The sequence below is a fragment of the Nocardioides houyundeii genome (assembly GCF_002865585.1).
GTDB lineage: Bacteria > Actinomycetota > Actinomycetes > Propionibacteriales > Nocardioidaceae > Nocardioides > Nocardioides houyundeii.
The window spans coordinates 2233427-2246842 of record NZ_CP025581.1; the positions used below are offsets into that span (position 1 = coordinate 2233427).

Annotated in this window: 13 protein-coding genes; 11 read left to right on the forward strand and 2 right to left on the reverse strand. The window is 66.7% G+C overall.

Annotated elements, in window-relative coordinates; translation table 11 throughout:
- The first annotated feature begins 66 nt into the window (after positions 1 to 66).
- The 9 genes from C0R66_RS10740 to C0R66_RS19010 all read left to right on the forward strand — a co-directional run bounded on the left by C0R66_RS10740 (position 67) and on the right by C0R66_RS19010 (position 7230).
- Positions 67 to 894: a VOC family protein gene (locus tag C0R66_RS10740; RefSeq protein WP_158647998.1), complete on the forward strand. Its 828-nt coding sequence runs from the start codon at positions 67 to 69 to the stop codon at positions 892 to 894.
- A gap of 10 nt (positions 895 to 904) precedes the next feature.
- Positions 905 to 2092 (forward strand): amidohydrolase family protein, encoded by a 1188-nt coding sequence (locus C0R66_RS10745; RefSeq protein WP_101524698.1) that lies wholly within the window; start codon positions 905 to 907, stop codon positions 2090 to 2092.
- Between the two features lie 12 nt (positions 2093 to 2104).
- A complete protein-coding gene (locus tag C0R66_RS10750; protein WP_101524699.1) occupies positions 2105 to 2455 on the forward strand; it encodes a hypothetical protein in 351 nt (116 codons plus the stop codon).
- Positions 2456 to 2470: 15 nt separating this feature from the next.
- Entirely contained in the window at positions 2471 to 4186 is a 1716-nt protein-coding gene (locus C0R66_RS10755; protein WP_101524700.1) for a class I adenylate-forming enzyme family protein, read from the forward strand.
- Positions 4187 to 4290: 104 nt separating this feature from the next.
- Complete coding sequence (locus C0R66_RS10760) at positions 4291 to 5040, forward strand: MFS transporter (protein WP_158647999.1); 750 nt, start codon at positions 4291 to 4293, stop codon at positions 5038 to 5040.
- The gene (locus tag C0R66_RS10765) at positions 4947 to 5624 is read left to right on the forward strand and encodes an MFS transporter (RefSeq protein ID WP_241901662.1); all 678 of its coding nucleotides are present in this window, start codon (positions 4947 to 4949) and stop codon (positions 5622 to 5624) included. Before C0R66_RS10760 ends, C0R66_RS10765 begins: the two co-directional genes overlap by 94 nt.
- A 10-nt stretch (positions 5625 to 5634) precedes the next feature.
- Entirely contained in the window at positions 5635 to 6123 is a 489-nt protein-coding gene (locus tag C0R66_RS10770; RefSeq protein ID WP_199286638.1) for an FAS1-like dehydratase domain-containing protein, read from the forward strand.
- An 8-nt stretch (positions 6124 to 6131) separates the two neighbouring features.
- Complete coding sequence (locus C0R66_RS10775) at positions 6132 to 6545, forward strand: hotdog family protein (RefSeq protein WP_101524702.1); 414 nt, start codon at positions 6132 to 6134, stop codon at positions 6543 to 6545.
- Between the two features lie 532 nt (positions 6546 to 7077).
- Entirely contained in the window at positions 7078 to 7230 is a 153-nt protein-coding gene (locus C0R66_RS19010) for an IS3 family transposase (RefSeq protein WP_101526192.1), read from the forward strand.
- 145 nt (positions 7231 to 7375) lie between these two features.
- Here C0R66_RS19010 and C0R66_RS10785 read toward each other — a convergent pair whose 3' ends face one another.
- The gene (locus C0R66_RS10785; protein ID WP_158648000.1) at positions 7376 to 7915 is read right to left on the reverse strand and encodes a hypothetical protein; all 540 of its coding nucleotides are present in this window, start codon (positions 7913 to 7915) and stop codon (positions 7376 to 7378) included.
- Positions 7916 to 8688: 773 nt separating this feature from the next.
- Positions 8689 to 12012 (reverse strand): TM0106 family RecB-like putative nuclease, encoded by a 3324-nt coding sequence (locus C0R66_RS10790; protein WP_158648001.1) that lies wholly within the window; start codon positions 12010 to 12012, stop codon positions 8689 to 8691.
- A 296-nt stretch (positions 12013 to 12308) separates the two neighbouring features.
- Here C0R66_RS10790 and C0R66_RS10795 point away from each other — a divergent pair, with 296 nt between their 5' ends.
- Both C0R66_RS10795 and C0R66_RS10800 read left to right on the forward strand, forming a co-directional pair.
- Complete coding sequence (locus C0R66_RS10795) at positions 12309 to 13163, forward strand: hypothetical protein (protein WP_101524705.1); 855 nt, start codon at positions 12309 to 12311, stop codon at positions 13161 to 13163.
- A gap of 26 nt (positions 13164 to 13189) precedes the next feature.
- Positions 13190 to 13369, forward strand: coding sequence for a hypothetical protein (locus C0R66_RS10800; protein ID WP_101524706.1), 180 nt, complete (start codon positions 13190 to 13192; stop codon positions 13367 to 13369).
- The last annotated feature ends 47 nt before the right edge of the window (positions 13370 to 13416 follow it).

Consider the following 13416-nt stretch of genomic DNA (forward strand, 5'->3'; position numbering starts at 1 on the left):
GAGCGACATTTCACCCTCCGGCACAACGGAACCCACCGCCTTGGAGGAACCATGACAGGACCAGGCATGCTCGACCATCTGGCGATCGGCGTCGCCGACTGGAGCGACGGGTACGACGTCTTTGCCCGCGAGCTGGGCGGCCACTGGTCGCACGGCGGCGATGCCGGCGCGTTCGCCCCGTACCAGCTCGTCTACGAACATGGATTCCGACTTGAGCTGATCGCCCCGGGCTCGCAGGAGGGCTTCATGCACCGGTTCATCGACCGCGACGGCCCAGGACCCCACCACATCACCTTCAAGGTGCCCTCCCTGGAGCGAGCGCTCGACGACGTCGGGAGACTCGGCATCGAGCCCCTGGGCGGACGCACCGACACCCCGTTCTGGCAGGAGGCATTCCTCCACCCCCGCACCAGCGCGCTCGGCACGCTGATCCAGCTGGTGGAGGCCGACGAGTCCATGCTGACCTCCCAGATCGGGGAGTCGCCGGCCCCACCGGGCTTCCCGACCGTCCAGCAGAGACAGCAGGGGATCGCGTGGGTCGGGGTCACCACGTCGGACATGCGCATCGCTCGCGCACTACTCCTGGACACCCTCGGCGGCGCGGTCGAGGCTTCCGGCACCGACTGGATGCTCGCCACATGGGGACCCGGTCGCCGGCTCCTGGTCCGGTGCGAGTCGGCCACCCCCGGAGGCGGGACCCTGTGGGCCGCAGCTCCGGCGGCGGGTGTTGCGCACATCGTCGTCGGCCCCCGACACACCAGGCCCGAGCACCTCGACGAGGACCCCACACGGACGCGACGCCTCGACCCCGATCCGCGCACCGCGGTCCCAGTCTGGATCGTGGTCGAAGATTCACTCCACCAACCTCTTGTCAGATCCGGAATTCAGTTCTAGTTTGATTGCCATGACCGAACTCTCCTTCAAGTTCTTCGACTGCGACAACCACTACTACGAGGCGCTCGACGCGTTCACCCGCCACATGGATCCGGCGCTCCGCAAGCGCGGCATCCAGTGGGCCGAGATCGACGGCAGGACCCGCCTCCTCGTGGGGGGCAAGGTCAACAAGTTCATCCCGAACCCCACCTTCAACCCGGTAGCCGCCCCCGGTGTCATGGACGAGTACTTCCGTGGTCGCAACCCCAAGAGCGCCGACCCGGGCCAGCTGTTCGGCGAGCTGGAGCCGACCCGGCCGGAGTACCGGGACCGGGACGCCCGCATCAGCCTGATGGACCAGCAGGGCATGGATGGCTGCTTGCTGCTGCCGACCCTGGGCGTCGGCATGGAGCAAGCGCTCATCCACGACCTCCCGGCACTCCAGGCAGCCGTGCGGGCCTTCAACCGCTGGATGGACGAGGACTGGGGCTTCTCCTACCAGGGCCGGATCTTCAGCGCTCCGTACATCACGCTCTCCGACCCGGCCGGTGCCGCGAAGGAGTTGGAGTGGGCGCTGGAGCGCGACGCGCGGTTCGTCGTGATGACGCCTGGACCCGTCATGACGGTCGAAGGCTGGAAGGCCCCCGCTGACGCGATGTTCGACCCCTTCTGGCAGCTGGCGAACGACTCCGGCATCACCGTCGCCTACCACAGCGGCGAGACCCCCTACACCAAGTACCTCTCCGCGTGGGGCGAGAGCGAGTTCACCGAAGCCTTCCGGGCCAGCGCCTTCCGCAGCCTGATCTCGGCGGACCCGATGCAGGACACCATCGCCAACCACCTCGCACAGGGGCTCTTCCACCGGTTCCCGAACCTGCGGATCGCCACGATCGAGGTCGGCTCCGCATGGGTCTTCCACCTCTTCGAGAAGCTGCACAAGACCTACGGACAGGTGCCCCACCTCTTCCCCGAGGACCCCCGCGAGACCTTCAAGCGCCACCTGTGGGTCGCGCCCTTCTACGAGGACGAGCTGGCAAGCCTGCTCCGGCTGCTGGGACCCGACCACATCCTGATGGGTTCGGACTACCCGCACGTCGAGGGACTTGCCGAGCCCGCCTCGTACATCAAGGACTTGAAGAACTTCAACTACACCGACGAGGAGTGCGAGAAGGTCATGAGCACCAACGGCAGATTCCTCGCGACGCGCCGCCCCGTCTGACGGAAGGCCATCATGTTGCTCACCAAGGCAAGCCTGTGCGGCCTCCTGCTCGAGGAGGGCGAGGAGGACCTGGCGGTGCTCCTCGCCCGCTCGGACCTCGCCGACCAGCTCGACACCGTGCACGACGCCCGAGCCCTGGCCGCGATCGGCCTGGGCGAGGAGGAGCTGCGCTCCCTGCTGCCGGCGATCGAAGCCGACCCTGACCACGTCGTCCTCTCGCACGAGGAGGTGGCCGCGATCAAGCACACCCTCTCGGACCGTTGGGCCTTCCTGGTTGACGTCTGGCTGGGCCGGGGAGCGGAACCCCCGCGTCCGACCAGCCAGCCTGCCCACCAGCCCACCCAGTCCGTGCACCACGCCTAGAAATGGATCGCGTCCATGTCCCAGCCCAGACCCTCGCATCTTGACTGGCAAGGAGCGGAGAGCCTCCCCGAGGACGTCCGCGCGGCACTCCTCGGGGACGATGCACCGTTCGAGCTCGTCACCGAGTCGGTGCTCGGACACGACCACACCGTGTTCAAGCAGCGTGCTCGCACCCTGCGAGAGATGCTCGAGGACCAGGTTGCGGCCTCCGCAGACCTGCCTCTCCTGATCTCTCCCGACCGCACCTGGACCTATGCCCAGACCCTGCAGGACGTCGACGCGATGGCTCTCCTGCTCCGGCAGCGGTACAGCGTTGGTGTCGGCGACCGGGTCGCGATCGTCGCGGCCAACTCCGCCGAGTACGCGATCCTCATGTGGGCGATCATCAGCTCTGGTGCCATCGTCTCCAGTCTGAACGGCTGGTGGACGACTCCTGAGCTCGAGTACGGCATCGAGCTCAGCAAGCCGGTCCTGGTCACCGGCGACGCCCGCCGCCTCGCCCGGCTGGAGCAGGGCTCGGTCCCCAGCGAGGTCCCGGTCAAGCTGCTCGATGAGCTCTTCGATGAGGCTCGGGAGTACCACGGCCCTCCCCTGTCGCCGCCGGCGCTCGACGAGGACTCACCCGCCGTCATCCTGTTCACCAGCGGCACCACCGGGCGTCCCAAGGGCGCCACGCTCTCGCACCGCAACATCATCAACTTCGCGATGATCAACCGGCTCTCTGCAGCGATGGCCGTGGCGGGGGCACCACCATCCCCGCCGGCGCCCGCCGGAACCCCGAGGCCGCAGGGGGCGACGATCCTCTCCAGTCCGATGTTCCACATCTCCGGCATGGTGGCCACGCTGATCACAGCCGCGGCGTTTCCGTCGAAGCTGATCTTTCCGTCGCCGGGCGCGTGGGAGCCCGAGACCTGGCTCGAGCTCACCAGCAAGCACCGGGTCAGCATCTGGTCCGGGGTGCCCACGCAGTTCCTGCGGCTGCTGCGTCATCCTGCCCTGGCGTCCTACGACATCTCGTCGGTGATGACCATCGGCGGCGGAGGGGCGGTGTTCTCCCCCGAACTGGTCCGTGAGATGCACGCCAAGCTTCCCGGCATCAGGCTGAGCTGCGGGTTCGGCATGAGCGAGACGGTCGGGGTCGGCACGATCACCGGGGGTGATCTGTTCCTCAACATTCCCGAGTCCGTCGGCGCGGCACAGCCCACCACGCAGGTCGAGGTGCGCGACGCGATGGGCACCGTCCTTCCTGAGGGACAGATCGGGGAGATCCACATCCACTCGCCTTCGGTGTTCCTCGGTTACTGGGACAACCCTGGCGCCACCGCGAACGTGCTGGACGAGGACCGCTGGTACAGCACCGGTGACTTCGGCCGGATCGAGAACGGCCTGCTCTTCCTGGAGAGCAGGCGCAGCGACATGATCTTGCGCGGCGGCGAGAACATCTACCCGATCGAGATCGAGAACCGGCTCGTCGAGCACCCCGACGTCGAGGATGCCGCGGTCATCGGCATCGAGCACCCTGAGCTCGGGCAGGAGCCAAAGGCGTTCGTGGTCCCGCGCGTGGGTTCCGACCTGACGTCGGGTGACGTCGTGGCCTGGTGCGCTACCGCGCTCGCACGATTCAAGGTCCCTACGGAGGTGGAGTTCCGCACCGAGCTGCCCTACACCCAGACCGGCAAAGTCATGAAGCACCAGCTGGCCCGCGAGCAGCGGGCAGGTGCCGATCTCTGATGTCCTCGGAGGCCACGGCCCGGGGCGTCGTTCCCGCCTCAGGGGCCGCTGGTCAGCTCGAGCTCGGGTCGACCCGAGGCAGGCTGGTCACGATAGTCCTCGCCATGGGTGGCCTGGTCGTGTCGCTGACGCAGACACTCGTGGTGCCGGTGCTGCCGACGCTGCCCGGAACTCTGCAGGTGAGCGCCAGCACCGCCAGCTGGCTGGTCACCATCACCGTCGTCGTGGCAGCTGCCTGCAACCCGGTCCTCGGCCGTCTGGGCGACCAGTTCGGCGTACGGCGGATGATCCTGCTCGCGCAGGCCATGTTCATCACCGGCTCGCTTGTCTGTGCGCTCACCACGAACATCTCCATCCTCATCCTGGGCCGTGGTCTGCAGGGCATCTCCACCGCAGCCATCCCGCTCTCGATCAGTCTGATCGCCCGGCTGCTCGGCCCAGAGCGACGGACCTCGGCCATCGCGCTGGTCAGCGCCATGCTGGGCATCGGCGGCGCGATCGGACTTCCGCTCGCCGGTCTGATCTCACAAGCCTGGGGCTTCCATGCCCTCTTCTGGGTCGCCGCCGCCATCGGTGTCCCGACGATCGCGGCTACTCGCCTCTTGGTGCCTGAGGTCGGCAGTGCCGAGGCACCCTCCCCGTCGATATCACCGGCGGTGCTCTGCTGCTGCTCAGCGTCACGAGCCTGCTCGTCCCCCTCAGCCGCGGAACCCAATGGGGTTGGACCGCACCGGAGACCCTCGGCCTCTTCGCGCTCGGGATTCTCACCGCTGCGTTGTTCGTGTGGCTCGAGCTGCGCCGACGCTTTCCGATGGTTGACATCAGGTTGGCCAGGCAGCGGACCATCGCGCTGACCAACACCGCCTCCGTCCTCGTTGGGTTCGGCTTGTTCGTCAGCTTCCTCGGGACGACGGCCGTCCTGCAGGCACCTCGCTCCACCGGGTACGGGTTCGACATGTCGGTGCTCGAAGCCGGCTTGTACCAACTGCCGGGCGGGCTGGCCATGGCCTTCCTGTCGCCCGTCTCGGCTCGGATCATCAGGTTTCGCGGTGCCCGGGACGCCATGCTGCTCGGCACCGGAATCCTTACCGTGGGCTTCGGTGCTCGGGTACTCCTGGACGACACCCTCTGGCAGGTCGTGGGATGCGCCATGGTGATCGCCTGCGGCACCGCGATCGCGTACGCCGCCATGCCGTCGCTGATCCTCGCCGCGACGCCGGCAGGACAGCAGGCTGCGGCGACGGGGCTGAACGCACTCGCCCGACTGCTCGGTACCAGTCTCGGCAGCGCGGCCTTCGGGGCCTTGACGGTCGGGTCCGCCGTCACCGACCTGCCCACTGGTACGGCGTACACCCTGTTCTTCGCGCTCGGCGCGATCACCTCGCTCCTGGCCCTGGTCGCCATCCGGGCCATCAACCCCACACCACCGCAGGCCTGAGAGGACGACCGTGACCACTACCCTCATCACCGACGAGATGCTCGGCCTCGTGGGACGAGAGCTGGGCAGACGGGTCAGCCACGCTGTCGCCGCCTCTGACATCCGCCGGTGGGCGATCGCTGTGTACTGGCCGGAGCCACCCCCGGCCCGCTTCGTCGCCCCGAGCAGCCCACTGATCGCCCCCGAGGACTTCAACCCGTTCGCCTGGTCGGTCGCCTGGTCCTCCCACGCTCCGACAGTCAGCCTCACCGAGGGTATGGAGAGCGCGCTCGGCATCGCCGGCCCTTCGCTCCCCCACATCCTCAACGGCGGGATGCAGACCGAGTACGGCGCACCCATTCGCGCTGGAGACACGATCACGTCGGTCAACGTCCTGGCCGAGTATCGAGAACGAGTCGGCCAGCACGGGTCCATGCTGTTCACCGTCACCGAGGACACCTGGACGAATCAGCACGACCAGCACGTCAAGACCCACCGGGTCACCACGATCCGCTACTAGGAGGACGGATGCTCCAAGATGTGAAGGTCGGACACGAGGTACCCCGGTTCGAGCGTCACAGCGGCTTCGAGACCTGGAACCGGTACGCCGCCGTCAACGACGAGTTCGTGCCCATCCACATGGACGACGCCGCTGGACGGGCAGCCGGGTACCCCGGAGCGTTCGGTATGGGGAACCTCCAATGGGCCTACCTGCACAACATGCTGCGTGACTGGCTCGATGGCGAAGGTGTGATCCGCAGCCTGTCCTGCCAGTTCCGCAACCCCAACCTCCAGGGACAGGTGGTCTCCGCGTGCGGTGTCGTCGAGACCGTCACCCCAACGGGCGATGGCACGGCCGTGACGCTGCGGGTGTGGACCGAGGACCAGGACGGAACGGTGCTCGCCCCTGGCAGTGCCGAGGTTTGGATCCCACAGAGCTGACAGACGATCGATTTTCGAGGGGCTGCATCGCGGTTACCACGTATGCAGCAGCGCTTAGTTGCACCCATCTCCTTCGACGCCGAGCCACCTCCGCCCGCGTCTTACCGACCCAACAGTCGGACCGCGTTGGATTCGGTGCAGCGGCTGCGATCTGGAGGCTTCAGGACACAGATTTCCGAGCGTCCGAACGGGCGAATGAGGCAAGCCGCTGCGACGCATCCTGAGAACGAAGCAGCCCCTGATCGCGTTTCCCGCATGGTCAGAGGCTGTGTCTCGCAAGGGGTGGGCGATTGGGTTCCTTCTGCTCGTGATTGAGGTGGTAGGGACTCCGCCGAGGAGTTGAGGCAGGACTGTGATGGGTCACCCGAAGCGACAAGCTCGTAATCAAGCAATCGAGGTCGGCGGTGCGAGTGACGGACATATCTCTTAACGAGGACACCAGCGGGTCGGGTCACGTCAACCGCCCCCACCTTGCCGCGCAGCATGCCGGGAAGTCTCACAGCCATTCTGGTCCCGCGCGCCGGTTGAGCTCCTGGACCGCCAACGTTGGTGCGCCAGGATCGAGCTGGCCGATGCGATCTTCGACTACCAAGAAATCTGGCACAACCGACAGCGACGACACTCTGCCCTGGGAATGCTCTCCCCAGTACAGTTCGAAGCACAGGCACCATCCACCGCGGCCTGAGAATCCATCCTCCGGGCTCCACAGTTCCAGGGGCATCCCAGATGCCTCCACTGAACCCGGCACGCAGGGGCGACGTGTCAGAGCGAGTCAACTGCACGAAGAGCCGGTAAGGGACGCGAGTCCCCTCCGGCTCTTCGGCTAAACGTTAGAACGCGTCGGCCACCTTGATGGTCTTGTAGCCAGTCGGGAACTCGGAGTCGAATGAGACGCAGTCCAGTTTGGAGGACTCGCCGGCCTGCAATTCATTGGACGAGCACTCGACCTCGGCCAAGTTCTCCTTCCCCTTGTAGAAGGTAAACGTGAGGAGAGCGCTGCGAGCATCCTCGTTGTCGTTGGTCACCTTCCCGCCCTCGATTGTCACGCCGCCGAGCCCGTCCTTAGTGACGGTCCACCCGGATGCAACGTTGAAGCCATCATGGGTGAAAGCCTTGCCTTCCACGACCGGCTTCGGCTTATCGTTCTCGGCCTCCGCCGCAACTGACTTGTCAATTTCCTTGGCAACCTCATTGGCAGCGCCGCCCACGAGAGCAATACACCCACCAATGAAGAGCACGAATACGAGTACAAGGAGGAGAAGCACGTTGCGAAGCGTGTGCTTTTTCTTGGGCGGCGGCTGAGGCTGGTAGCTCCCCTGCGGGTAGGACCCGCCTGGTGGCATCGCAGGCGGTTGCGTCTGTTCGGTCATGCGGTTGACTCCCCCGTGAAAGTGGTGGTGGGCTCGAAACGATAGCCCAACGACGGCGGCGTTCTGGCCCCTGCGCAGCCGCACACTTAAATGACACTTTTTTCGTCGAGATGTGTCACGTTGAAACAATCTGCTCCATGCTTGAGTAGTCCAGCAAGAGCGTGTCTTGGTCTGCAAGAACGCTCGGGTTTCCATTCCCCGATCCCGCGGGGTCCCGACGCCCCGCCGTCGTGCCTGAAGCGGTCGACTGGCCCTCGATGAGCGGTGTATTTCTACCCGTCGCCGTGCTGTGAATCGCGGTCGGAGGCGATTCCGGTGGTTCCAACGCATCCTGTTCAGCGACGACCCACCGCGGGTGCGGCTCGCGAGCGGCTTCGCCCCGATGACTCGTCGCGCCGAGTTGCCGCGGTTCTCCGATGGATGCGCATCGACGCAGGTCGTCTCGTTCCTGCTCTGGCAGCGTTATCGGGGCCGCGCGTTTGACAGCAAGCGCACTCACGTTTTGGTGCCGATCTCGCCGTCAAACGACTAAACGAAGGTGTGGTCCCGGGTGATGACGCCGATCCTGCTTTCCGGTGCCGCGCATCCCCGATGGTGTCGACTCCCGTGATGTCTCGCTGCTCAAGACCTCGCCTGCTAGTCCTGAATGCCGTTGCCTACACGGATGCGAGCGACGCATCGAATGAGATCTTGGCCCCGTGGCTGGACCCCCCTCCAAGATCATCTGCAACTGAGAATGCGTCGTTATCGACGAAGCGGGGACCGGAGTGGCTCTACTCGCAGAGCCCAGTAAAGGCGCCCAGCATTCGGAGCTCCCGCACGGTCGACGGCATGTAGCGGGTGAGGGCTGGCGAGCGCACCACCACCGCGAGCCACTGCGCGCGAGAGATTGCGACGTTCACGCGGTTGCGGTTGAGCAGGAACTCCATCCCCCGGGGCACGTCCTCCTGGGCGGAGGCGGTCATGGAGACGACCACCACGGGCGCCTCTTTTCCCTGGAACTTGTCCACCGTGCCGACGCGAATCTTCCGCAGCCCCGCTGCCGCTAGCTCCTTCTGCACGAGGATCCGCTGCGCATTGAACGGCGTCACGACCAGCACGTCCTCCTCCCCCAGGCCGCGTGGCTCGGGGGCTTCCGGGTCGTACCACTGGCGCCCCAGCAGGTCCCTCACCTCCGCGACGACCTGTCGGGCTTCCTCGGGGCTGGAGGTGCTGTTGTCCTGGTGGTCGACCAGAGAGACCCGCAGCCCGGGCGCGACCCCGTCCAGATGTCGCGCCGCGGCCTGCGGAGCAGCGTGCAACCGGCCGTCGTAGGAAAGCGTGGAGACGCGATCGCAGAGGGCGGGGTGCATCCGGTAGGTCGTCTCCAGGAAGTAGCCCAGGTGTTGCGGCATAGATGCGTGGCCGTCGATGATCCAGCTCAACGCGGACTCGTCGACCGGTTCGGCGTGCCGGCCTTGGCTCACCTGGGGCAGCTGCTGAGGATCACCCAACAGCAGCAGTCGCTGCGCTGCCACGGACACAGCAATCGTGTTGGCCAGGGAGAATTGGCCGGCCTCGTCGATAACAAGCAGGTCGAGCGAGTTCCGCTCGATCTCCTTTCCGGTGAAGGTCCACGCCGTGCCACCGATCACGCACCCCTGGTCCTCGTGCTCGCCGAGGAAGACCGACGGCTTGGTGACGCTGGTCCAGGTGGGGCTCGGCTCCCTGTTGTCCTTCTTGCCGACCCGTGCCGGGTCCAGCCCTGCCTTGACGATCGCACCCAGCATGTTCTCCACCACCGCGTGGGACTGAGCGACCACGCCGACCCGCCAGCCGTGTTGCTCCACCAGGTCCTTGATGACCCGGGCACCGGTCCAGGTCTTGCCGGTCCCGGGAGGGCCCTGGACGGCGAGGTAGGAACGGTCCAGGTGACGCAGGCTCTCCACCAGGTCAGCCCTGGTGTCCCCGGTGCGAGATAGGGCGCGGCCGCCGAGCCGTGGCGGGACCCGGCACAGGATGTCGATCGCGGGGTCGTCGGGGAGGGCGCCGGCCGAATCCGCCCGGTTCGCCACCGCCCGGATCGCGTCGCGAAGTGGCCCTGCGAAGGGTGGAGTTCCGGGCACGAGGGCGAGCGGCACCATGTCGTGACCGACGACGTTCTTCTTCAATCGTTCGACCAGGACGACCCGGGTCAGGTCGTTGCCGACCGGGTGAATCTCGTTGACGTCGGCGGGGATGCTCGCGACGGCGTACTGACCCCCCTCGGGGATCTTGCACCCTTCGGGCACTGGTGCGCCGTACAGGATCTGCATCTTGATCGGTGCCTCCACGGTGCTCCCGCCGCCCAGCCGTCCGGTGGCGGTGAGGGTGCGCGAGAAGGTGTGCTTGCCGGGTGCCTTCTCCCAATCGGTCGCCGTGAGGTCGTCGGCGTCGAAGGCGAAGCAGTCCTTGGAGTCGCACCACGACTCCAGTGGGTCGCGGAGCCGCGCGAAGTGCTCCCACCAGTACGAGCGTTCCTCGCGGCGGTGGTAGTCGAGCGCTGCCGCCAGCATCGCCCACGTCTGCTCCGCAGGACTGCGCTCGTTGCTGTGCTCAGGTCCGCTGCGTGCCATCAGGTCGGCGTAGAGCGGCTCCGGCTCGGCGTCCTCCTGCGGCGCTTCGTCATCCTCGGGCAGCGGGACCGTCTCCGCAGCGCTGCCTTCGACCAGGCCGCGTAGCCAGTCACGCAGCCCCAGCGTGGAGAGGCAGTCGTACTCGTTGTACTCCCGGAGCGACTCCCGGCTCACCGCTGCTTCGGTGAGGTCGCCGTGGGCCAGCAGCACCCGGTAGCGGTGGTACTCCGCGATGGAGGCGTCGCCGGCCTTCACGTCACTTTCCCGCGGTCGGTCCATGTACAGCGGCTCCAGGTACTTGATGCTGTACGACGGTTGCGAGACCAGGACGCCGCCCCGGACCGTCGCGTATAGGTCGACGAAGCAGCCCTTCCGCAGCAGGTCGTCCAGCCCTTCCTCGTACTCTGGGTGTTTGCCGACCAGCCGCTTCAGTGCGGTCACCTCGTACGGCGCGTAGTGGTAGACGTGCATGTCGGGGAACTTCGCCCGCCGCTCCGCGACCAGCTCCAGGAAGTCGGCCAGTGCCTGCCTCTCCGCCGCGTGGTCGTCGGCCCACAGATAGACGAACTCAGGCTCCGCTGCCTCGTGGGCAGGCGGGAAGGTCATCCCCCACAGGTACTCCAGACCCCAGTCCCGCGGATCGCCCTCGCTGTACAGGGGGTCGCCCTCGAAGTCAAAGAAGATGTCGCCGGGCGACGGCTCCGGAAGCCGCAGGATCGCCTGCTCGTCCCGGACCGTCGCCGTCACTTCGCCCGAGGCCATCTGGTCGAGCTGCAACGCAGCCTGAGCACGGTGCAGCTCGTAGGTACCGACTGCGAGACCGGGCGGAGCCGTGGTGCTCGAGGTCAGTCCCTCCAAGGTGGCAATCCCGGCGTCCATCAACTTGCGTCGTTGGTCCTTGCGCATCCGCGCCACCAGCAGAAGGTCCTGGGTTGCTTCGATCTCGAGGGTGCAGTCGGCGCAACTTCCGCAGAACGCGATGCCCGGCGTTCCCCAGATGGCCGGCTGGCCCTGGTCGACGTGTCGCAGCAGCTCTCGCAGCCGTCCCCGGCGTTCCCGGAAGACCGGGGCGACGTCGGCCAGGGGGAAGACCTCGCGGTCCCCGTTGCCGAGCAGCAGCTCGACAGTGGGGGCGACCTCCACCCCAAGGGCTGTGAGCTGGTCGGCGTACGCCGCCAGCTGGAGCAGTGCTTGGGGCTTGGCGTGCCTGGCGAGCTTGGTGTCGCACACCACCCAGCCCTCTTCGGTGCCCCGGACGAAGTCGGCGTACCCCCGGAACTCCCCGTCGAAGAAGGCAGCCTGGTAGAGCACGTCCGCACCGTCCGCCAACGCCTCGCGGGTGAGTTGCGCGGCCTGCTCCGCAGAGCCGTGCCCCGGCGAACCGGGGCCAGGAAGGATCCGCACCCCTGATCGTCGTGCCGGATCATAAGGTCCGTGCACCCCCAGCAGACGCTGCAGCTCGGTCTCCTCGTGCTTGAGCCCCAGGTCGACGACCTGCGCCATCAGCGGGTCGTCGACCTTCTCCAGACGCGGTCCCCGGCCCAGAAAGCGATCGAGGGAACGCAGTAGCCGGAACTCGCACTCCGAAGCGGACGTGAGATCGGACGCCGACCAGGTCACAGATCCTTCATCGACGCGCACGTCCATCCCCTCGTCAAGCCACGTTTCGCGTCACTCTAGGTAGCCGGAAGCCACCTGGTCCCCGGATCACTGAACCTGCCCCGACGCCTCTTCTCCGCGAATACCCTCGGACGTGGTGCCCCACGCGCAGTCGGGGTCAGTGAGAATCGGGAGGTTCGATGGGCACGGTCGTCATCCACCCCTCGGCCACTCTGCCCGATCGACAGGCCGAGTACTGCCGCACCTCCGCCGACGCCTTGGAGACCCTGGCCAGACTGCGGAGTTCCAGCGAGGGCATCGACACCCTCTGGGTCCACTGGGACCTGGGCAACGGCGACGACTCCGCACCCGTCATCGAAGCCCTGGCTCGTGAGGCCCGAGCCGGGCGTGCGTTCGCAATCGGCCGCATCATCCTCCACACGCACAACAACGAGCGGCTGAACCAGATGATGGGTCCGTTGACACCGTGGTACGACGTCGACGCAATCTCGCCGTCGATGTCGGTGCTCGGCGATTCAGTGCCTGCCGTACCGCAGGACACGAGTGGCCTCACACTCCACCAGCGTCTGCGTCGCGCCGGGGTGAGGATTGACCCCGGTCTCGGCGACAACGAGGTCGAGACGATCCAGGCGCGCCACGGGTTCGTCTTCTCCCCTACGCATCGTGAATTTCTCCAGTCCGGCCTGCCCGTCGACACGGTTCCGACCCGGCGGGGCTGGCCACACTGGCGGCACGGGGACCTCGACGAGCTCGCCGCCCGGATCGAGCGGCCCCGCCTCCACCTAGTGGAGAACGGCAGCGCAGCCGGACCGATCCCCGTCCTGCTCCCGTTGTTCGGCAACCAGTTCCTGCCCTCGGCCGAGCACCTCCGGCCCTCCCCCGTCCTCTCTGCGCACGAGATCGACGTCATCTACCACGCGCCCACCCTCGAGGAATGGATCGCTCGGACCTTCGAAGGCATCCCCTGGACTCACCAGCGCCCGGCCCCCGAGGACCGGATCCCGTACTGGTCCGACCTCGCCGAACGGATCTGACCCGTCAAACCACAGGAAGGCTGACCATGAGTAGCAGGCAGTTCATGCTCGAAGACGCCCACGCGATGGCCGTGGAGGTTCACGCCGGACAGCTCGACAAGCTCGGCGTCGACTACATGGAGCACGTCCGGGCCGTCGCGGACGGGCTGATCGACTACGACCTGGACCTCCAGATCACCGCCATGCTCCCAGTCGCATTGAGCTAGGCCTTCTGACCGGCCCCGCCTTCCAAGGCACACGACGCGGTCGAGGA

Excerpts from the sequence above, each read along its gene's own strand:
- C0R66_RS10760 (WP_158647999.1), top strand. The coding sequence starts at position 4,291 with ATGGGTGGCCTGGTCGTGTCGCTGACGCAGACACTCGTGGTGCCGGTG.
- C0R66_RS10740 (WP_158647998.1), top strand. The coding sequence starts at position 67 with ATGCTCGACCATCTGGCGATCGGCGTCGCCGACTGGAGCGACGGGTAC.
- C0R66_RS10775 (WP_101524702.1), top strand. The coding sequence starts at position 6,132 with ATGCTCCAAGATGTGAAGGTCGGACACGAGGTACCCCGGTTCGAGCGT.
- C0R66_RS10800 (WP_101524706.1), top strand. The coding sequence starts at position 13,190 with ATGAGTAGCAGGCAGTTCATGCTCGAAGACGCCCACGCGATGGCCGTG.
- C0R66_RS10755 (WP_101524700.1), top strand. The coding sequence starts at position 2,471 with ATGTCCCAGCCCAGACCCTCGCATCTTGACTGGCAAGGAGCGGAGAGC.
- C0R66_RS10750 (WP_101524699.1), top strand. The coding sequence starts at position 2,105 with ATGTTGCTCACCAAGGCAAGCCTGTGCGGCCTCCTGCTCGAGGAGGGC.
- C0R66_RS10745 (WP_101524698.1), top strand. The coding sequence starts at position 905 with ATGACCGAACTCTCCTTCAAGTTCTTCGACTGCGACAACCACTACTAC.
- C0R66_RS10785 (WP_158648000.1), bottom strand. The coding sequence starts at position 7,915 with ATGACCGAACAGACGCAACCGCCTGCGATGCCACCAGGCGGGTCCTAC.
- C0R66_RS10795 (WP_101524705.1), top strand. The coding sequence starts at position 12,309 with ATGGGCACGGTCGTCATCCACCCCTCGGCCACTCTGCCCGATCGACAG.
- C0R66_RS10790 (WP_158648001.1), bottom strand. The coding sequence starts at position 12,012 with ATGGCGCAGGTCGTCGACCTGGGGCTCAAGCACGAGGAGACCGAGCTG.